At 45.1% G+C, this 20,965-nt stretch carries 19 protein-coding genes; 1 reads left to right on the forward strand and 18 read right to left on the reverse strand.

What is annotated here, in order from left to right; translation table 11 throughout:
• Window positions 1-79: 79 nt before the first annotated feature.
• Together MCG98_RS12760 and MCG98_RS12765 are read right to left on the reverse strand one after the other, a co-directional pair.
• A complete protein-coding gene (locus MCG98_RS12760) occupies window positions 80-2,638 on the reverse strand; it encodes a response regulator (RefSeq protein WP_240303437.1) in 2,559 nt (852 codons plus the stop codon).
• Window positions 2,625-4,301 (reverse strand): diguanylate cyclase, encoded by a 1,677-nt coding sequence (locus tag MCG98_RS12765; protein ID WP_240302329.1) that lies wholly within the window; start codon window positions 4,299-4,301, stop codon window positions 2,625-2,627. Before MCG98_RS12765 ends, MCG98_RS12760 begins: the two co-directional genes overlap by 14 nt.
• 160 nt (window positions 4,302-4,461) lie before the next feature.
• Here MCG98_RS12765 and MCG98_RS12770 point away from each other — a divergent pair, with 160 nt between their 5' ends.
• Window positions 4,462-5,928: a GntR family transcriptional regulator gene (locus tag MCG98_RS12770; RefSeq protein ID WP_345891659.1), complete on the forward strand. Its 1,467-nt coding sequence runs from the start codon at window positions 4,462-4,464 to the stop codon at window positions 5,926-5,928.
• A gap of 66 nt (window positions 5,929-5,994) precedes the next feature.
• On the opposite strand, the gene MCG98_RS12775 is transcribed toward MCG98_RS12770, so the two are convergent.
• The 16 genes from MCG98_RS12775 to MCG98_RS12850 all read right to left on the reverse strand — a co-directional run bounded on the left by MCG98_RS12775 (window position 5,995) and on the right by MCG98_RS12850 (window position 20,961).
• Window positions 5,995-6,195 carry a hypothetical protein gene (locus MCG98_RS12775; RefSeq protein ID WP_240302330.1) on the reverse strand — a complete coding sequence of 67 codons (201 nt, stop codon included), beginning with the start codon at window positions 6,193-6,195 and terminating at the stop codon, window positions 5,995-5,997.
• Between the two features lie 229 nt (window positions 6,196-6,424).
• Window positions 6,425-6,928 carry a hypothetical protein gene (locus tag MCG98_RS12780; RefSeq protein ID WP_240302331.1) on the reverse strand — a complete coding sequence of 168 codons (504 nt, stop codon included), beginning with the start codon at window positions 6,926-6,928 and terminating at the stop codon, window positions 6,425-6,427.
• A gap of 47 nt (window positions 6,929-6,975) precedes the next feature.
• Window positions 6,976-7,593, reverse strand: coding sequence for a transcriptional regulator (locus tag MCG98_RS12785; RefSeq protein ID WP_240302332.1), 618 nt, complete (start codon window positions 7,591-7,593; stop codon window positions 6,976-6,978).
• Window positions 7,581-8,000 carry a transposase gene (locus MCG98_RS12790; protein WP_345891721.1) on the reverse strand — a complete coding sequence of 140 codons (420 nt, stop codon included), beginning with the start codon at window positions 7,998-8,000 and terminating at the stop codon, window positions 7,581-7,583. The genes MCG98_RS12785 and MCG98_RS12790 overlap by 13 nt, the downstream gene beginning before the upstream one ends.
• Window positions 8,001-8,821: 821 nt before the next feature.
• Complete coding sequence (locus tag MCG98_RS12795; RefSeq protein ID WP_240302333.1) at window positions 8,822-9,139, reverse strand: hypothetical protein; 318 nt, start codon at window positions 9,137-9,139, stop codon at window positions 8,822-8,824.
• Between the two features lie 31 nt (window positions 9,140-9,170).
• Window positions 9,171-10,283, reverse strand: a complete 1,113-nt coding sequence (locus MCG98_RS12800; RefSeq protein WP_240302334.1) for an MBL fold metallo-hydrolase — start codon at window positions 10,281-10,283, stop codon at window positions 9,171-9,173.
• Between the two features lie 16 nt (window positions 10,284-10,299).
• The gene (locus tag MCG98_RS12805) at window positions 10,300-11,190 is read right to left on the reverse strand and encodes a permease (protein ID WP_240302335.1); all 891 of its coding nucleotides are present in this window, start codon (window positions 11,188-11,190) and stop codon (window positions 10,300-10,302) included.
• Window positions 11,191-11,193: 3 nt separating this feature from the next.
• Window positions 11,194-12,249, reverse strand: a complete 1,056-nt coding sequence (locus MCG98_RS12810; protein WP_345891660.1) for a DUF362 domain-containing protein — start codon at window positions 12,247-12,249, stop codon at window positions 11,194-11,196.
• 19 nt (window positions 12,250-12,268) lie between these two features.
• The gene (locus MCG98_RS12815) at window positions 12,269-13,447 is read right to left on the reverse strand and encodes a MalY/PatB family protein (protein ID WP_240302336.1); all 1,179 of its coding nucleotides are present in this window, start codon (window positions 13,445-13,447) and stop codon (window positions 12,269-12,271) included.
• Window positions 13,448-13,458: 11 nt separating this feature from the next.
• On the reverse strand, window positions 13,459-14,058 hold the full coding sequence (locus MCG98_RS12820) for a cyclophilin-like fold protein (RefSeq protein WP_240302337.1): 600 nt from the start codon (window positions 14,056-14,058) through the stop codon (window positions 13,459-13,461).
• 181 nt (window positions 14,059-14,239) lie between these two features.
• The gene (locus MCG98_RS12825; protein WP_240302338.1) at window positions 14,240-14,854 is read right to left on the reverse strand and encodes a LysE family transporter; all 615 of its coding nucleotides are present in this window, start codon (window positions 14,852-14,854) and stop codon (window positions 14,240-14,242) included.
• Between the two features lie 3 nt (window positions 14,855-14,857).
• Window positions 14,858-15,724 carry a DUF3737 family protein gene (locus MCG98_RS12830; RefSeq protein ID WP_345891722.1) on the reverse strand — a complete coding sequence of 289 codons (867 nt, stop codon included), beginning with the start codon at window positions 15,722-15,724 and terminating at the stop codon, window positions 14,858-14,860.
• Window positions 15,725-15,784: 60 nt separating this feature from the next.
• Complete coding sequence (locus MCG98_RS12835) at window positions 15,785-16,396, reverse strand: cyclophilin-like fold protein (RefSeq protein ID WP_240302340.1); 612 nt, start codon at window positions 16,394-16,396, stop codon at window positions 15,785-15,787.
• A 78-nt stretch (window positions 16,397-16,474) separates the two neighbouring features.
• A complete protein-coding gene (locus MCG98_RS12840; protein ID WP_240302341.1) occupies window positions 16,475-18,823 on the reverse strand; it encodes an FtsX-like permease family protein in 2,349 nt (782 codons plus the stop codon).
• A gap of 16 nt (window positions 18,824-18,839) precedes the next feature.
• A complete protein-coding gene (locus MCG98_RS12845; protein WP_240302342.1) occupies window positions 18,840-19,601 on the reverse strand; it encodes an ABC transporter ATP-binding protein in 762 nt (253 codons plus the stop codon).
• Window positions 19,576-20,961 carry an AMP-binding protein gene (locus MCG98_RS12850; protein ID WP_240302343.1) on the reverse strand — a complete coding sequence of 462 codons (1,386 nt, stop codon included), beginning with the start codon at window positions 20,959-20,961 and terminating at the stop codon, window positions 19,576-19,578. The genes MCG98_RS12845 and MCG98_RS12850 overlap by 26 nt, the downstream gene beginning before the upstream one ends.
• Between the last annotated feature and the right edge of the window lie 4 nt (window positions 20,962-20,965).

Genomic DNA, 20,965 nt, shown 5'->3' on the forward strand with positions numbered 1-20,965 from the left:
CACTATCCATTCCCAAAAGTTTTGAAATCCATGCGTCTGAACGTCCAGGTTCCGAAAGTTCCGAAAAAACATCAGGTATCTATATAAAATATCTTTTCAACAGGCGTGTCAATTCCGTAATCTCAACAGGCTTTGCAATATGGGCGTTCATACCGCACGCTAAGCAATGACGGATATCTTCAGAAAAAGCATCCGCACTCATGGCAATGATCGGAACAGATGAAGCATTCGGGTGATCCAGCCCACGGATTGATCTTGCAGCCTCATATCCCGTCATATGCGGCATCCGTATATCCATAAGTATCGCATCGTAATATCCCTCCGGCGATTTACGGAACTTTTCCAGACATATGTGTCCATCTTCTGCCCAGTCAAGTTCCACGCCCAGATCAGCCAATAATTCTTTTGCGACTTCCCAGTTAAGTTCATTGTCCTCAGCTAACAGAATACGGCGTCCGGACATATCAATCGCCTGATCCGATATCCTGTCCTGTGTCTCTTCACCGTCCATATATTGGCGCAGACCATAAAATAAAGTAGATTTAAACAGCGGCTTGGAAATGAAACCGCTGATCCCCGCCTCACGGGCCTCCGTCTCAAATTCGCTCCAATCGTATGCAGAGATAAGCAGAATCGGTATTTCATCTCCTAAATTACGCCGAATCTCTTTGGCAACCTGAATGCCATCCATGCCAGGCAGTTTCCAGTCTAATAGAATGATCTGATAATCGTCTCCCTTTTTGTGGCGCCGGATTACCAGTTCTATTGCCTTCTCCCCACTCAGTGTCCATTCAGCTTTTATTCCAAAAGATTTTAGTTCGTTTGCGGCAGTTTGACATAACAATTCGTCATCGTCAACTACCAGCATATTCCAGGAGGGAAGAACCATATCCTCTTGCATCGCGGCAGCTTTTTCAAAGTCCACTGTAATATGGAATTCTGTACCTCTATCAGGTTCGCTTTGCACATCAATGGTCCCTTCCATTGCATCCACAATGTATTTCGTGATGGACATTCCCAAACCTGCTCCCTCAGTCTTATGTATTCTGCTTTCATCGGCGCGGCTGTAGGAATCATATATTTTGCTCAGGAATTCCGGTGACATGCCAATTCCATTATCCTTAACGTAAATATGAATTCGGACATAGTTCTCTCCTTTTGGAGATGCTTCCTCAAACAGGGATAATCGTATCGCCCCTCCTTCAGGTGTATACTTTGTCGCATTGGACAAAAGATTCAGTAAAATCTGATTCAGACGCACGCCATCACACCATACGTCTTCCGTCATAATATTTTCAACATGTATATCAAAACTTTGTTTTTTTGCTTTCACCTGCGGCTGCATAATATTAACAATCCCCTGAACAACTTCTTTTAAAGAAATCTGCTCTGTTGTCAAAGTCAATTTACCACTCTCAATTTTAGACATGTCCAAAACATCATTAATCAGCCCCAGCAGATGTTTGCTTGACAGGGTGATCTTCCTCAGGCAGTTCCGCACCTGTTCACGGTCATCTACGTGTGCTGTTGCAATCGCGGTCATACCCACGATTGCGTTCATAGGTGTGCGGATATCATGACTCATATTGGCTAAAAATTCACTTTTTGCTTTATTTGCCTCAATCGCCACCTGACGTGTCTTCTCCAGTTCCTGTAGCTGCAGGCGGGTCATGGAAAAATACCGAAGAAATATCAAAGTCAGCAGGATTAATATAGAAGCACAGGCCAGCAGCGTAATGAACATGCGTTGAACGCTCAGGCTGTTTATGGTCTCGTCCAATATACCGTAAGGCATGACCGATACCAGATACCACTCGGAACATGGTAAAGGAATGCCGTAAATCTGCCTTTCCTCACCATTTACCTCAAATATTGTGGTATATTCTTTGTGATCCCTCAAAGCTGCGGCGAATCCTTCAAGAGAGTTTTCTGCCGTTGATTTTTCTGCGGAAGGATCGAGTTGCTGTTGCAGCTGATTAAAAAACTCCCACAACTCAGTGTTGGGATTTCGTATGACAAAACTTCCATCCGAACGGATAATATGATAGTACGTCAGCTGTCCTTCATCCTCCAAAGAAAGAAAATCGGTGATATAATCCAGAGGCACGGCTGCGACCAGACCAGTGCCCTTATTGCCGTTCTTCATCGGATAAGTTGCATCAACGCCAAACAATACCACTTCATTGCCCGCCGCATCAACACCTACCGCAACTCTTCGCTCCCTGCGATTTAATGCTTCTACAAAAGGAGATGGATTAAGCGGCTGTATCGGTGCTCCGCTGAGTGTTTCAAAGTTTCCTTCATCAGAACAGATCGCCAGATAATCAAAGCCCCTGACCTGTGCCCTGTAGACAAGTTCCTCATACAGACTTTCTGTATCGTAATTCTCTGCCGAGACCACGGAAATGATGCCGTCCACCTGATCAAACCGAAGTTTGATGATGTTTTCAAAATGTCTGGACATTTGTTCGTTCATTCCGGACATGTAGATTTGTCCAACTTCGTATATGGTCTTTTTGCTTTTTCGATTCATATAAATTCCCAGAATACTGAAAACAACTACACTAAAGAGCAGAAGCCCGATAAAACTGAATATGAGAAAACGGGTGGTGGAATTCTTTTTTTTACTGCTGCGCATTGACGTTATCACTCCCTTTTTTGTCTTCATCCGTGTCTCTGGCCGGAAAATGTATCGTCACTTGATTTTTTGTGGCCTTTGCCTGATACATCATGCTGTCCGCCACTAGAAACAATTCCCTGGTTTTTCCTCTCCCGTATACCCCTCCAATGCTCACAGATACATGTATTTCGGGGTATTCATCGATCACCATCCGATCAACAGAGCGTCTTATTCCCTCCAGTTTCTTCTCAAATGCATCTACAGGGATACGGTAAAAAAGAATTACAAATTCATCACCGCCGTAACGGATTACAGCATCTGTTTTGCGAATACTCGATGATACCGTTTTTGCAACGCTTTGTAACACACAATCGCCTGCATAATGTCCATAATGATCATTGACACGTTTAAAATTATCAACATCCATCACGACGACAGCTTCACTGTCTTCCTCTCCCTGAAAATATTCTTCAAAATAACGGCGATTGTAGATACCGGTCAGCGAATCAATATATAAGTATTGCAGGTGTTGCTGTCCTGCGGAAAATGAAGCGTATTCTTTGCGTGGAAACAACTTGTCATAGTCCATTTTTTCTTTCAGGTTCTGAATGCTTTTCGTATCCTGTCCGATTGTGGTATCCATCAACTCATGTTTCAGCTCGTCCGCAACTTCCTGCAGACACTGGAGGAGAATCGGATGGAACGCTCCGCATTGTCCTTCGACAATCATTTTTAGTGCTTCGTCCTGTGAATATTCCCTCTTGTAGCATCTTTTACTGGTCAACGCATCATACACATCAGCCAAACCAACCACCTGGGCGGCAATGGGTATTTGTTCTCCCTTTAATCCATCCGGATAACCATTGCCGTCATATCTTTCGTGATGCCACCGACAGATTTCCGAAGCTGTTTTGACAAACGGCAGCTCCTGCTGCTCAAACGGTAATTCCAACAGCATCCTGGCGCCGACTGCCGAGTGGGTCTTAATCACTTCAAATTCCTCCGCAGTAAGGGGGCCCCGCTTATTCAGAATTGCATCGGAAACCGATATTTTTCCTATATCATGCAGGGATGATGCAGTACCTATTAACGCAATCTCAGATTTTGTCAACGGATACCGGTCTGTCCTCTGAACCAGGCGTTCCAGCAGGTGTTCTGTAATGGTATTTACATGCATTACATGTAAACCGCTCTCTCCGTTGCGGAATTCTACAATATGAGACAGGATTGAAATCATGAGTTTATTATTTCTTTCCTGCTCATAAAACTGTTCTGCGATAATCCTCTCCAGGCGGTGTTGTCTGGCATATAGGAGCATCGTATTGGAAATCCGGCGATGGACGATTGTAAAATCAAACGGCCGGCTGATATAGTCAAATGCCCCCAGATCATAGGCACGTTTAATATTTTCAGGAGAATCATCGGCGGAAATCATAATCACAGCGAACATATCATTCCAGTGGTATTTATTTATGTAAGTCAACACCTCAAACCCATCCATCTTCGGCATCATAATGTCCAAAAGCAGAAGTGAAAAATCCGATCTGTGCTGTGAGAGAAGTGCAACTGCCTCTGCGCCGTTGCTGACTTCTACAATCTCATACTGATCTTCCAGAATAGCTGCCAGAAGAGACCGGTTCATCTCTGAATCGTCCGCAATCAAGATTTTTTGTTTATCCATGATACTTCAATCTCTTTCATCATTTTACGATTTTAATTATAAATACACTTCCTGCAGCCTGCAACAATCATTTTGGACAGGTGTACACATAGCTGTGTTTTTTTTACTGACAAGCCGGCGTATACGAAGTATAATTGAAAGTAAAAGGAAAGGGAGATGAATGATGGAATCACAGGAAACCAAGTTCTCATTTATATACAATGAAATTAAGCAGCGCATCTTAAACGGGCAGGTACTTCCCGGGAACCATCTGCCATCTTCAAGAGCGCTCTGCAATCACTTTCAGGTGAGCCGATATACCGTTAACCGGGTATTTGATGTGTTGAAAGAAGAGGGAATGATCGAAATTAAGCCTCGCCTCGCCCCAATCGTCCTCGCAGGAACAGAGCAACAGGAACCGGAATATATGCTGTATGATATTCTGAGAAAAAGAGACAGTATTGTGCAGATATATCAAACACTCGCACTGTTATTGCCGCCGCTTCTTGTTTTTGCTTCACAGGACTGTGATCTGGAGATGCTGCCCCACTATAAACAGGCTGTGAAAGTATCACGCCTGGGAATTGCGGCCGGCGGCTGGCGGCCTTCTTCAGATTTTATAAAAGAAATACTGGAAATTGGCGGTAACCCTCTGTTTGGCAATCTCTATTCGATTTTTGAGCTTTATCATAACCTCAGTTTTTTTACGGAAAGATGTCCTCACTTTTTAGAGACCTTTCTGCAGAACTCTGTATCCGTGACGGGGATTATTATAGATATTTTAAAAGGGAACAATCCTTCTGTGAAACATCAGCAGTTCGCAGATTTAGGACAGAGATTTGCAGACACCATCACCACTACTTTAGAACATTTGGCGAACACGACGCCTCAATGTCCGCCCCAGGCTCCCGTTTTATTTTCCTGGAAACCGACACGAGGCAAGGATTATTTCTACTCAAGAATCATCAGCGATCTGAACCAGAAAATCGGCGGGGGGCAATATCCCCGCGGAACGTTTCTTCCTTATGAGAAGCAACTGGCCAGCCAGTACGGTGTCTCTGTATCCACAGTCAGAAAAGCATTGGATGAACTGGAGCAGAGAGGTCTTGTAAAAACCTTAAATGCCAAGGGAACTGTCGTCATTGAACCGGATGATTCCCGGGTAAATCAGATGCTTCCCACTCCAAGGCGTTCGCAGGAGGCACTGCAGTATCTGCATGCACTGCAATTGTTAATATTAATTATTCATCCGGCAGCTTCCATCGCAGCTTCCAGATTGTCTTCAACAGATTTAGAAAAACTGGAAGAGACATTCAGCCAGCCTGATTCCATTTGTATCATAGCTGTGTTTGAAGTCATTTTTAATCATGTTGATCTGAAGCCATTGCAGGTGATATTAACCGAAACGTTTCGTCTTACCGAATGGGGACACTATATAGCATATTACGATAACAAAAAACAAATCATTCAAAAGCTCAATAAAATTGTTATGGAAGCACTCCAATATCTGCACGAAGGGAATGTGACTGCTTTTGCGGACGGGATTACAGACTGCTATCGTTACATTTTAAAGCGCGCGAAAGAATGTATGATAACAAAATACAGGTTTTACAGAGCCGCCTATATACGGATTCCGGAAAAATACTAATTTGTATTCACAAGTTAGAAATATCAGTGCAGGGATTCTATGTTTCATTTACTGCTGCCTCTTTTTCTAACATTGCTCCGCTGCCCACTTCTCATAGGCAGATACACTCTCTTTTGGACGCTTCAGCCCTTCTTCCACCTGCTCTCTCGGACAGGCAAGATTCATGCGCAGGAATCCCTCTCCATTCCGGTATTCCTCTCCGTCAGAGAGATAAAGTCCACTGTGACTGCGTATAAAACGGCAAAGTTCGGTTGAACTTCCAATCACTTTTTTGTTTTGTATTTTTTACTTCTTGTAGTGTAGTGTGTTATACGAACTGTCGGCGTTGCCGCTGTCAAAGCTATTGTGGAACTGTTCGTCCTCTCAAAATTGAAATGGGCGGGACTGTCAACGGCGGCGCTGTAAGCGCCGTTCATCTTGACCGTTGACTGGCTCGACTGGCTTTGCTATCCCCCCCTGTTATGCGATTGCGGCTTATACCAATAAGGCACGGCTATCACTTTTTCCTCTTTTCAGGGTAAAAGGCGAGAAACAGCTTGATATAATCTGGTATTCTTGCAAGGTCGGGAGAAAAAAACCAAAAAGCAAAACCGTCACAGAATTCGTATTGTTTTCCGTGAAGGGTATAGCTTTTCCTGTGGTTACATGAACCGTCCTCTTTCATATTATGGCAATGCTTACAAGCTCCGTAAGCACCAGTAAAGGCTTGCTGTATATAGTCGGGAGCCTGTTCAATATCCTGTCTATGTTTGTCTATATTGCTGAAATACATGCGAAGAATAAGGTCATCTTCGCGCAAATAAATCCGGGCGAAGGATTTTTTGCTTTTCACGTCTACCTTCGTGTAGATTATCATTTTCCGCCCCCAACAATATCCGTCCCCAATTGTCTGGTTGCTGGTATATCCGAGCCTATCCATTTCAGCGTCAAAGGCTATTATAAATTTCTTGTCCTTAGGACTGACAAAACTATAGGTTTCTTCTTTTAATAAATCTTCCATCGATCTCTCCTCTAAGCTGTACGCCTTATCCGCCAAAGGCGTACTTGTCATTTTCTTTTACCCCTTTGCGGCACATAGCTTTTCGCCAGTTCGGATTTTTGGACAATCCGGGTCAGCCATTGTTTTTCTTCCTCTGTCAGCTTGTTATAACGTAACTTTGTCTGCTTGCAGAATACCATCAACAGTTGTTCCGCCCGGCTGCCCTTGAAGCTCGCCACTTCCTCTAAATCCCGCTTGAGTTCGTCCACAATGGTATTCTCCGGAGCGCTGTCGCTCCTGCCCCTGTGGGCTTCCCGTATGTCCTCCATGATAGCGTCAATATCGTGATGTACCCGGCTGCTGAAATAGTCGCCCTCCCGCACATGGGCGACTTGCAGCACTCCGGCAGTCTTGTCATGCTCACCCGGTTGGTACTTCTCCGCGATTTCAGCCCTCGCCACGTCTACCCATGCGTTCAAGTTCTGTATCTGTGTGGCGGCGATACCCTCCACATAAATCTGTATATCTGCCAGCAGCTTGACAAAATCCGGGTGCGCCGCCAACTCACAAAGCAGAGCGGTGTCAATCCGTCCGCTTTTCATCAGGTCTATCATCTCATCACTCAAACGCAGGTCTGCAAGCTCGGCGTTTGGGTGATTGATACCTCTCGGCATCACTCCAAACATTTTACCATCCGTTTCAGATTTAAGGCCATAGTCGATAAGAGGCAGTGCGTTTCCGCTGCCTCTAACCCTCTCCTATATAGCTTTCTTAAATTGTGTCTCGCTTTCTGGGCAGCAAAACTTCCTTCGCACCATATTTGGCGCTGTCCCAAAATGTAGGCGTGAAGCACTGTCCCTCTTTTTGCCTGACATGGCTTTACCGCTTCCTCAAAAATGTTTACGCGAACTGTCCGGCTCTTTTGACTGGAACTCACGCATCGGCTAAACATTGGACAGGATTTACAGTCTTTACAGTCCGCACGATAAACCCTGCAGATATTGAATTCCTCTCTTTCAAGGCTACGGAGTATCAGACGGTTCCCGGCGGGACAAAGAAAGCAGTCTGTTTCTTTTTGATATTTAAATACTATTTTGCAATGTAATCATCATTTCTGTTAAATGGGAATGTGTTTCTAATGGCTGCGAATCTATATATTCTAATACTGTTTCAGGTGCTTTTCCGCAATAATGTCCCTGATTTGTTCTTTTAAATCCTCTTCCACATTTGGGACATATCCACATATTTTATTTCCTCCTCAATTTCCGATTTTATGCTCTGTAACTTCTTGATAAATGGGAATTCATCACTATTTGTAAACATATAGGACTTCCCGCAATTTTTTTCTTCAACCCTTCCATCATTAAATCAGATTATCTGTTTGAAAATCTATAAGTTCTTTCGCATGCTCAGAAAAAATATTTGTACAATAGTATCCTGTTATCAACTTCTAATTTAATTAATTCTACCAGATTTTTAATGAAATATATAGACATAATAATCATCATATTTTATCAGCAGACAAAAACTATCTATGCCCTGTCAAGGTGGTGCTACAGATTCAAAGGGCTCCGAACAAAATATGCGCACGGGAAAAACTGGTTATGAGACTACATTCTCCCATACCAGACCTCCAAATTCCCCTCTTACTCAATACACATTTTTTGTATCGACTGTAATTCGGTATTCCCCTTTTTGCTCACGAAGCCTGCAACCGCTATATTCTCAAAAAGCGTCAGGTTGCTGGCTACATGATATTACTTCTGGCCTCATAATTTTCCGGTTCTTTGACTGCGATTCTGCTGCTGTGTATGAGTGACTGCATCAACCCTTCCATCGGATAATCAGAGAAAATCTTTTATTCTAATTTATTATCACCTCTTATTCTGCTAAAAACACCACTTATTCTTCGTTTTAAAATGTTCCCTCTCCTTCAGATATAAGTAACTCCATAACTTTTATCCATAAGTCCATGTCTATCAGATATGTACTTTTTTTCATGACTTCTCCGTATATGGAATTATCTGCCACAACTTTATCCATTTCTTCAATCAGGTCTGCTATTTGATCTATATGCACATTTTTCAAAGAAGAATTTATTTGCGTTTCGTTTACATAGGCCATCTCCAGTTCCCTTAAAACCGGCAGCATTAAGTAGGACAGTGATTCACAAGATTTCAGCTGTTCTATAAGTCTTTTCAACTCCCTCTGTCTTTTTTTCTGTCTGGACATGAATACCTCCTACTCTATAAGCTGGCACGTGTCACTTTACTTCACGCCACCATTTTTCCTGATAATGATTGATATCTGAAAAGTTTACTGTTTCTCCAATCCGTGGTGTTGACACAGAAATCTCAGAGCCTTCCGCTAGGTTGGTAAGCTGTTCTGCCGGATCATCCCATGAATGCCGGGAAAGCGCAAATCCCGCCCAATGGACTGGAATCAGCCACTCTGTCTCCATGTCCTCCGCCGCTTTTAGGACTTCCTGTGGGGACATATGACAATATGGCCATTCCGGATTGTACTGCCCGTCCTCTGAGAGTACCAGTTCCGGTTCGCCGTAACGCGCCCTGATTTCCTTAAAAAACTCCCCATATCCGGTATCCCCTGTATAATATACTTTGTGATATTCATCCTGCAGGAAATATCCACTCCATAAAGTTTGGTTATTCCCCCATGGAAGCCTGCCAGAGTAATGCTGTCCGGGTGTGGAGGATATGGTAAGTCCGTCAATTTCCATATCCTCCCACCATGCAAACGTATGAATTTTTTGCGGATCCACTCCCCACCTCTCCAAATGGTTCTCCACTCCAAGGGGCACACAATAATTTTTTACTTTCACATCTATATCCCGAATCGTCTGGTAATCCAAGTGGTCATAGTGGTCATGGGAAATCAGGAGAATATCAATTTCCGGCAGCTGATTAGCTGTCATTGGTACTTCAGCCATTCGTTTTGCCCCGGTAAATCCTACCGGAGAAGAATATTCACTTAAGATTGGGTCAATAAATACGGTCATCCCATGAATCCGTAAAAGAGAAGTGGAATGTCCAAACCATGTAACTGTCAGATCCTCCATATGCGCCTCCGGGAGTTCTTTCATTTTATTTACTGGAATTTCTCCGTTAGGCGTCAGCTCTGTTTTTTCTTCTTTTGTTGTTTCATCTGTTTCAACAATAAGCTGAAAATTTTCCGGTGTATGGAAAACTTCATCATAGAATGCCTCTGAGCGGTCTCCGTATTCAGCCTGCTGTTCCTTGCTTGGACTTTTCCCAAAGGAAGGCCATAACAGCAAAAACAGGCCAGCTGCCAATACAAGCCCCACTAAAACAGCCAGCAAAATAACAATTATTTTTTTAATTCGTTTCTTGTTCATCAAATATCCTCCTAATTCATAAGCATTCTATCACCATCCCTGCGAGGAGAGAAAAAAATATAATATATGCAATGTATAAGATAAAATGCCGAAATCCCAATACAATTTTCAAAGCGCCTAAATTGGTTATTTTCGTTGCAGGTCCGGTAATCATAAACGCGGACGCTGCACCCAGACTCATGCCGGAAGTCATCCACTGCTGCAGCAAAGGGATGGTTCCCCCTCCACAGGCATACAACGGAACTCCTATGGTTGCCGCCATCAAAACACCAAATCCTTTTTGCCCCTGAAACAGATTTGCAAATAAATCTGCTGGCACATAACGCTGGAACAGCGCAGATAAAAGTACCCCCATTAGGAAAAAACCTCCGGTTGCTTTTATATTACGCCCTATATTCTTAAGCAGCCTTAAAAGCAGATTGGGATCCGTATCTCTTCCGGCAGCTGGCTTAAATGCTGTAAACTTAAAAAATTTTCTGCCTTGATAGAAATACCTTATACAAAGGCCCGCCCCGATGCCGCATAAAAGGCAGATAATAAAGCGTGCTGCCAGCACAGTGCTTCCCAGTGCCCCACTGTATACCAGCAGCTGCGGATTAAGCAGGATAGAACTTGTCATAAAAGCTGCCAGCATATCGTCTTTTACTCCTTTTTGCGAAAATGAGGCAGCAATAGGAATGGTTCCGTACATGCAGAGCGGGGAGACAATCCCCAACAGGCTGGCTGTGATCAGCCCAAGCACACCCAGCTTCTTTTCTGATATTATGTAAAATATGGAATGGATTTTATCCTTGGCAAATACCGAGATGACAGAGCCAAGCACGATTCCCAGAGCCCAGTAACCAAAAATCTGTTCCATCTGAACGCTAAAATAATACCACAGATATATAAATTCTCTTTTTACCATTTCTTATTCATCAATAGAAATCAGGTGATACCTGCGGTTTCCCAGCCCAATGCTTTCTGCATGCTTCAACGTATGGATACCGTTTCTGGACTCGATTCGCTCTATAAGAGATTCTCCGTCTTCTGCCTCATAGACCAAATCCACGCAAGCCTGATCCAATGCAACCGGGTCATAGGATGCGAGGATTCCGATATCATGCATATCCGGTTCCGCGGGATTCCCGTCACAGTCACAGTCTACAGACAGACTGTTCATTACATTGATATAAAGAATGTTCCCAGACAGATAATCTGCAACGGACTTTCCTGCCTCTGCCATAGATTCCAAAAAGGCATCCTGCTCACCGCCCCATATGCTCCCTCCTGTGCCGCCGCTGTGTATATGCACTTTTCCTTCTGCCGAAGCAATTCCTATGGAAATATTTTTGATAGCGCCCCCATATCCCGCCATGCTGTGTCCTTTGAAATGAGAGAGTACCACATAGTAATCGTAATTGGCGAAATTTGCTCCCACATAATTTTCTGTCAGATTGCTCCCACCAGTGACCGGCAGCATCATAGAGCCATTTTCATCCATAATATCCACATCTGCAATTTCCGTATATCCATGATCTCCTGCCACCTGATAGTGCATGGCAGTATTGGCCCTCGAACCGCCATAAGCTGTGTTACACTCTACAATCGTTGCCTGTAAAGACTGTACCAGTCCGCCAATCAAATCAGTTCTCAAATAATTGCTTCCCGGTTCACCGGTGGACAGTTTTACCGCAATGTTTCCTTGCGGGGATGCCTGAAGTGCCTGATAAACATTCATAAGCCCCTCAGAAGTTATCGCAGTGGTCATATATACAGCCGGAACGGAAACATCCTCTTCATTTTCAGACACTCTATTTTCCGGCTCCGGATTTTGTTTCGGTATGGATGATTCTTCTACTTCCTGTAGTTTTGCTCCTGATTCTTTCTTTTCTGTATTTGAGTTCTGTCCCATTCGGCCACAGCCCGACACGGCTCCGATTCCCAAACAAGCCAAAAAAATGAGTGAAAGGATTCTTTTTTTCATTTATCAATATTCACCTTTCTTAGCACTGCCTGCACACCCATTCTTCATAAGCCGCTGCGCTTTCTTTCAGCCTCCCAAGTCCGTCTTCCAACTGCTTTCTGGGACAGGCAAGGTTCATGCGCAGAAACCCTTCTCCATTCCGGTACTCGTTTCCGTCAGAGAGATAAAGACCACTGTAGCTGCGGATAAAGCGGCAAAACTCTGTTCCATTTCCAATCACATTCCTGCAGTCAATCCAGAGTAGGTAAGTGGCCTTGGCGGAAACAGCAGATATTTCTTTGATTTCTCTTTTAATATAATCCTCTGCAAATCTTCTGTTTTCCCACAGATATTCCCGCAGGGCATTAAGCCATTCCCTACCGCAGTTAAATGCGGCGATTGGCGCCACTGCGGCAAATACATTCGGCTCTGCCACCTCATCTGTATTCAGCCCCCGGCTGACCTTGTGCCGCAGGTTGTCCTCCGGGACGATTATCGCTGCCGTCTGGATTCCCGCCAGGTTAAATGCCTTTGTGGGCGCCACACAGGTAATGCTGTTTCTCCGGCATTTCTCGGAAACACTGGCAAAAGGAGTGTATTCCCATCCCGGTTCTGTCAGGTCACAATGGATTTCATCTGATAGTACCAGTACGTGGTGTTTCCTGCATAAATTCCCAATCCGCTCTAAGGTCTCCCTGTCCCATATCTTACCAATCGGATTATGGGGATTGCATAAAATCAGAAGGGTAGTCTGGGGATTGGAGAGCTTCTCTTCCAAATCATCAAAGTCAATCTGATATTCCTTTCCATCGTATTTCAGCTTATTTTCCAGCACATTTCTCCCGTTATTCAGGATGGAGTTGAAAAAAATATTGTATACCGGTGTCATGACTACGACGTTTTCACCCACTGTGGTCATTTTACGGACAATACTGGAGATGGCAGGCACAACCCCGGTACAGAAAACCAGCCAATCCTTTTGAATTTGAAAATGGTGGTGCTTTTCCCACCATCCCCGATAAGCTGCATACCAGTCATCTGTAACTTGCGTATACCCAAATACACCATGTTTTGCCCGCTCAATCATACACTCTATGATTTGCGGCGCCGTCTGGAAATCCATATCTGCCACCCACATGGGCAGTTCGTTTGGCTTTACATCCCATTTCATAGAACCTGTATTCTTGCGGTCAATGATGTTATCAAATTGAAATTTCATTGTGTCCCCTCCTATTCCTCTGCCTCAAAGGTTATTTCCACAGTTCCTCCCGACAGTGCCTTGACAAACGCCTCTTCTTCGATATGACCAATACGGGTATAATTGTATGAAGTGCTGAAATCCTCGAAGAACAGAACAAGGCAGTCGGAACCAAACAGCATAATATCCCCGGCCTTAATACTTCCTACATTTTCAGAGTTGGCGGGCAGTCCCTCGTCCAGATAATGGAATTTTTCATTTCCATTCAATTCCTCCATATCAAGTGTCATAGGAAGTCGCTCCAGAAACGCATGTACTGTCTCATTATCATATAAGAACGCCTGAAATTTCTGCCCGCTTACTTCCACTGTCATTTCCTGCATCTTTTCACCTCCTGTTTCTCTGCTGTTGTCTATACCTTCATCCGTGGATGCTTTTTGTCCATCCTCGGAAATGTCCTCTGGAACTTCTGCCAAAGTATCTTCATTTTCTCCACCTGAACTTTCCACACTGCGTGTTTCTGCCTCTATTGATGGACGAACCGATTGATCTTCGTCTGCGCTGTTTCCGCAAGCAGACAGTGCTAATGCAAAAAGAAGTACCAGCAACACGCTGCAATATCTTTTTTTCATGATAGTTCCCCTTTTCTTTGTTTAATTGTAACTGTTCAGGACGGCGCATCTTCTTGACCGAAAAACCGGTCAAGAAGCATCGGATATTCATCCGATGTGGTAATTGATCCGGAAAGCGGCTTACAAGCAAGCTTGGCGCTGCTTTCCGGACCAATTTCCCCGCCGTCCTGAACTGTTACGTTTAATTTAGAAAATTCCTAACCAGAATCACTGCTCCAAATAGAATTAATATAAGTCCAAATACCCGGTTCATAACAGGCAGGCAGTCCTTTTTTGATTTTTTCCTGAACATGGATGCTGCGCCGGTAAGAGTTCCCCACCAGATATAAGTTCCAATGAAAACACCGCAAACCAAACCGATCCCTTCTGCCAGTCCTCTCTGCCCATGAATCCCAAACCAGGAAAACGCAAACAGGAAAGTGAGAATTGCTGCCGGGTTGGTAATTCCCACCGCAAAGGAAGAAGCAAACATCCGGATTCCCTCAGTGTAATCCTGTGTATCTTTCGCCTTACTGCTTTTCATCCTAAACATCCGAATACCCATTTCCACAATCAGACATCCCCCGGCCAGATTAACGATGTTTTGGTATTTTAGCAGAAAGTCTGATATAAGAGTGAGTCCAAAGGCTCCGACACAGGCATAAAGACAGTCTGCGACAGAGGAGCCCAAACCGGTTAACAGACCGGCTTTCACACCATAATTCAAGGTTCTCTGTGCGGTCATTGCTCCAACTGCCCCGGCAGGTACGCCGAAGAGAAGTCCAATTAGAATCCCCTTTAAAATGAAACTACCCACCTGTTATCCTGCCATTTTTTCTGCGTTGCCGTCCATTCGGCAGGTGATTACTGTCTTACCCGGATCCACTTTGTCTTTTTCGATAATCAATTCTTTAATGTAGTCTGCCTGAATCGTTCCTCCTGACGGATTCATCACGCTATCAATCTTCCCCTTAATCTCTGCATCCACAGTGGAATATTCAAAAGCAAGAGTGGTATTCAGCAAACGGCAGTTTTTCATGACAAGATTTTCAATGTAACACATCCCCTGCAGGCTCTCGATGGTACAGTTAATCAATGTCAGATTCTTTGCGTTCCAGCCGAGGTATTCCCCGGATATGAAGGAATCATACACCGTTACATTCTCACTGTTCCAGAAGGCATCTTTAGAAAGCAACTTTGCATTATGGATTTCCATATTTTTCACGCCGTCAAAGGAGTAATTCCCCACCAATTCAAAATTTTTCAGTTTCATATTCTGACTGTTCATGGCAAAGTAATCACCTTTAGCTGTTACCTGCTCCATGGTTACCCCATCACAGTTCCAGAGTGTTTCTGCGGCATTGGGAAAATGTACATTCTGAAGTGCGACGCCATGACACCGTCTAAAATTCTTTGGTGCTTCAATGACTGCATTTTTTACTGTAATGTTATCTGTATACCACACTCCGGCACGCCCCATCTCAAACCAAGTACAGTCCTTGGCGAAAATATTTTTAGCGTACCACAGCGGATATTTCCATTTAAACATGCTGCCATACAGTTCAATATTGCTGCTTTCTTTCAGCGGGGATTCTCCTTCTGCAAATATGGTATCATATATTTTTAAGTTTTCTCCCTTAAAAAGAGGGCGTTCCCCTGTTAAATATTCCTGTCTGATTTCTCTCATTTCACTCATAGTTAATCTCCTTTTTCTTAATTAATTTCTTCTGCTTCTGTGTCGGTTTCTTTATGGTCTTGCAATCTGCACGATTTTGTTGCCCCATCCTTCCAAAACCGGATTTTCCTCTACTGCTGTTACAAATTCTTCCGTAGCATCAAAGGTTCCTATTTTGGTATATTCCCCGGTAATCTCTGCGTCATGGTAGAAAAGCACAATGCGGTTCGGGTCTGAATAGTAGACTTCCCCTGCCTTTTCCGATGTTACGGTTTCAGGGTCAGAGGGAATGTCATATCTGCTGGATACATCATAATACTGCATCACATCATAGTCCGCATCTTCATCCCTCTCATAAATCGGAAGCCTCCAATCCGAGGTTCCCACATAGCGGGCAATCGCCGCTGCTGTCTCGTTATCAAGAAGCTGCATCATGAAAGGTTCCCCGTCATCCCCGAACCGTACCTCCAGCTCGGATACACTGTTTACTGCCTGACTGTCTGCCACGGTTTCCGATTCTGTGCCTGATTCTGCCCCTGTATCCTCTCCTGCATCTACAGCACTCTGGCTTACATCCCCTGCTGTCCGGGGTTCTTCCTCCTGCCCACAGCCTGCAAGGATTGCTGCGGATAACATCATCATGGCTGCTATTCCTGTTACTTTTTTTACTATTTTGTTCTTCATACTTTGCCCTTTCTGCGCTTTTGCGCTATGCTAACTATGTAAATTCTTCCGTGTACCAGAGCATATTTGAAACACACTCTAGTCCGCTGTCAATATCGTCATGTCTGGTCTTTTCATCCTTCCTGCCGACAGATATGAGAATCCAAAAAATAGGAGGGTGACTGTCATCCCCGGTATGACCATATTTGTGATTGTTGGCTGGGATGCAAAATTACTGATCCCTGCAAGCCGCATGACAGCGGATACGACAGGGTTCGTAAGCATGGCTGCCAGAATCGTTCCTGCCAAGGCTCCGATGGCTGCAACAATCCCAAACCGAAGGGAAAAGGAAATACGCAGTATCCTTGTGGAGCATCCGATTGCTTTGTAGATACCCAGGTCTTTTTGTTCCGCCGTCAGAATCCGGCTTCCGGTCATGACCGTTACAATCAGGATAAATACGGCAATCATCCCATACATAAATGCAATCAATCCATGCATGGCCGAGATGATTCCAAAAAGCCCCGGCCAGGTATTTTCATGTACGTGTACATCACCTCCGTAAGTCCCCTCCAGTGCCTCTGTAATCGCCGCTTTTACTGACGCGTCTGCGAGGAAATAGTGATGGCACCAGATCTGCGGATCATCCTGTCCAATGGTAAGATACCCCTCCCGGTTCATTCCGATATTGGCTCCCATGTCATTGGCGCAGTGGTATATTCCGGAAACGGTAAATTCCCCGCTCCTCATATCGCCCCGGATGGTCACCTTTTCTCCGATGGTTACCCCTAGATCGGAGCTTAATGTTTCAGTCAGGACAACCTCGTCTGCCCTTCGGCTGGTTTCCCCTTTGCTGATATGAAACCTTTCCGGCTCTGTAATGACGTTTGCCGTATAATTGCTTCCGTTTACCGATACACTGGGCATGGCAAGAAGATATTCGTCCGTAATGTCCGTATAAGAACGCACCGTTTCCTCCAATTCTCCAGCTTCCAGTTCTCCCAGCGCCTGTACGCCGATGTCCAGATCTGCCGGGTTAAAGGCGTCCATCATTCCCTTGCCCTGTGGCCCCAGCCAATCATTCATCCTCCCTGCCAGCGATGCAGAGAAGACAAGCAGAACCGCAATCAGGAAGGCGCTTGCATACCGTATCTTCCCGGACAGGAGCTGGCGCACCGCCAGCCGCAGGGGAAGCGCTTCCGCTTTCATTGGAAATATCCTGCCCGGCTTCCATTTCACATCTGCTGTATCCCCACGGATTGTGGTCATAGGCGTAACCGAGAGGATGTTTCTCAGTTTCAGAACCGTAAATCCCATTAAGATAAGCAAGATTACTGCGAAAGCCGCCAAGCATGAGAACATCGGTAAATCCACCGGGATGAGGACTCCTGTGGTGGTAAGGGTTATTCTTCCCACCGCTCTGACTGCCGGAAATGCCGTTCCCATTCCAATGAGGATTCCTACTGCCATGCTGAAACTGTATTGCACAAGCGTTAGCCGGATGAGCCGGTCTCCCGTAAGCCCTAATGTCTTTAGGATCCCCAAATTCTTATATTCCTGTTCCAGCATACCTGTGATGCTGTGCCCCAGTACTGCCATGGCCGCTGCCAGAAGAACCAGCACAAAGGCCGCCAGAAGCGCACAGAAGGCATTTTGCAGAATACTCATAAATCCCAGAATAGCTTCCTTGCCATGTATAAACTCTGTATATTGGGAAATCGGGGTGTTTTCATTCAGGAGCCTGCTGATATCGGATACACTGTTACTGCTGTCATCTGTAAAAATATGGATCATAGCGCCGTCTCTTACCCGTCTGTCCATGCCCGCTTCCCGGGCGGTCTGAAGGATCGCTTCATAATCTTCCTCTGAAATCAGAAACCCTTTCATGCCAATGATGGAACTTCCCATGAAAGGATCCTCATAATATCCGGCAACAGTAAACTGCCTGTCGACCCCGCCCCTTGCCACCGGAAATGTGATAGTGTCTCCCGTTTCAAGTCCCATAACTGAAACCATGGAGGGGGAGACATAGACGGTTCCGGCCGCAATTGCTTGGGGTGGTTCCCCATAGCCTGATAAGCCATCCTGAAAGAAGCGGTAAGTTTCCTCCCGGTCCGTCCATGGAATCAGCTGTCCCTCGCTGTCCGATTCCACACCATTTGCTTCATATTCAGAAAAAATAAGGTTCTGAACTTCTGTCTTTTGAATCCCATCCTGGGATTCAATGTTCTCCGTAAGTGCATCCATATCCGGGACACCGGATACCCACGCGGTAAGGTTTCCGAACCCTGCCCGCTCCATTTCCTGACGGATATAATTTCCGCCTCCCAGATAGACCGTGAGGACACAAGTCAGGGAAAGGGCCGCCAGAAATAAGAGAATGGCAATGCCCAAAAGGCTTCCTTTGTGGCGTTTCATCCCCGCCATACATATGATTTTGTTTACCATATCCTGCTCGTACCTCCTACCACTGTAACGCGGAAAGCCAGCTCTGAAGCTTGTTTTCCCGTTCTCGTTCCTGTACCTTCTGGTAACGGGGCAGCTTCAGTTCATCCACGACTTTCCCGTCCTCCAGATATAAAATCCGATTTCCCCTGACAGCCGCCTTCAGGTCATGGGTCACCATCAGGATGCTCTGACCGGAATCATTGATTGCCGACAGCAGATTTAAGACCTCCTCCGTATGCGACCGGTTCAGAGCGCCAGTAGGCTCATCGGCAAATAAAAGTCCGGGACCGCCTATCATTGCCCTTGCGATGGCTGCGCGCTGTGCCTCTCCGCCTGAAACTTCGGAAGGCAGGCGGTTCTTCGCCTTATCAATTCCCATCTGGGAAACCATACGCTCTGCCCGGTCCTGTATTTCTCCGGTACTCCCCTTTTTGCTCACGAAGCCTGCCACCACTATATTTTCAAAAAGCGTCAGGTTGCTTACCAGATGGGTCTGCTGGAATACAAAGCCAAACTCTTCTGCCCTTATCTTCGCCATCTCCTTTTCTTTCAGGCAGTTAATCTCTCTTTCTTTATAGATTACCGTTCCATCTGTAACGGCATCCATGCCGCTTAAGACATATAAAAGTGTAGATTTCCCCGCCCCGGAAGAGCCCATAGTGATAGTAAAGTCTTTGTCGAAAATGTCCACATCCACGTTATCCAGCACTTTATTTTTCACGGAACCCTGAGCAAATACCTTGCTCACCTTCCTACCCTGCAATAACACTTTTTTCATCCTGCACTGCCTCCTTTTTCTGAAGGATTAAGGGTTTCTTGCCTGTCCCTGGGTCCGGAAGGATCTCCGGCACAAAAATCAGATAGAACTGTACATAATCTAATCTTTTTTCAGCAAGTATTTTTTTCATCTGTTTCATCATCTCTGTACGTATGTGCGTTTCATCGGCATTTTCTGAAGTTTCCGCATACATTTCAAATGCGTCTTTCGCAATCTGCCGAAACTGATAATCTAAAAGCCCTTCGATACAGAAGCCTTCAATGGCAAGGGGATGTAAAAACTCTCTTGTCCCGTCGAAATCTTCAAACCAGAGGATATCTTCACTTCTTCCCAAAAGCCCCATGGCTCTTGTAAATGGATACGGGCTGTTTTCTCCTGCTGCCTTTAAGGACAGGCTGTCGGAAATGCGGTAACGAATCAACGGCTGTGCAAAATTATACAGGCAGGTCAGATACATCACTCCGCTTTCCACCTCAATCAAATTCAAGTCATCGAAGAGAATCATCCCATCCTCCGGATTCATCTCTACCCCCATGGTAAGAGATTCGCTGGCTCCGTAGAAATTGACCACTTTTGTCCCAAAGCTCTTTTCCAGATAGCTTCTAAGAGACGCTCCCAGCGGTTCCCCGCAGGAAATCACCCGTACTGCGTGTACTTCCACCTCTCCCTTTTCCACAAGCTCAGCCAGGATCTTTACCGCTGACGGATAGCCGATGATGATATTAGGCTGAAATTCTTTTATCTGCCTGACCCACTCATTAAGTGGTGTCTTAATATCCAGATAAATCTGCTTTGCCCCCACCCCATCGATTCCATCTCCTACTGCCATGGCCCCGCCGTATCTGCCGTCTGTTGCGGCAATATACACGATTCTTGGGCGTTTTGCCAATAGAGACAATATCTGCAGCATGGACATGTCCCAGAGGGCTGCCCGGAGCATACCAAGGAGCATGTCAGACCATGCCGCTTCATCATAGACAAAGTATCCCGGCTTCCCGGTACTTCCCGAGGAATGTACCACATGGTATTTTCCTTTATAGGGCTTGCGGTCCGGAGATTCTGAAGCATCAAATTCCCGAAGTTTGCTCTGACGTAAGTCTTTTGGCACCACCAACTCATCAAAATGCTCCAAGAGTTCTCTCTTATCTATGGTCGGGAAACAGGAAAGGGGCAGCTCATGAAGCTGTTCTTTTGTAATCCCTGCGGCTTCAAAGGTTCTCCGGTAGTAAGCGGAGTTCTCCCATACGTGGTGCAGCATCTTTCGCAGTTTTTTCTCCTGCAGGGCACCCATCTGCTTTATACTGAACTTTGCCTGTCTTTTCAAACGATACAAATCTATCAATGTTTTAAAATAGTTCATCCTT

This window comes from Ruminococcus sp. OA3 (genome assembly GCF_022440845.1).
Taxonomy (GTDB): Bacteria; Bacillota; Clostridia; order Lachnospirales; family Lachnospiraceae; genus Ruminococcus_G.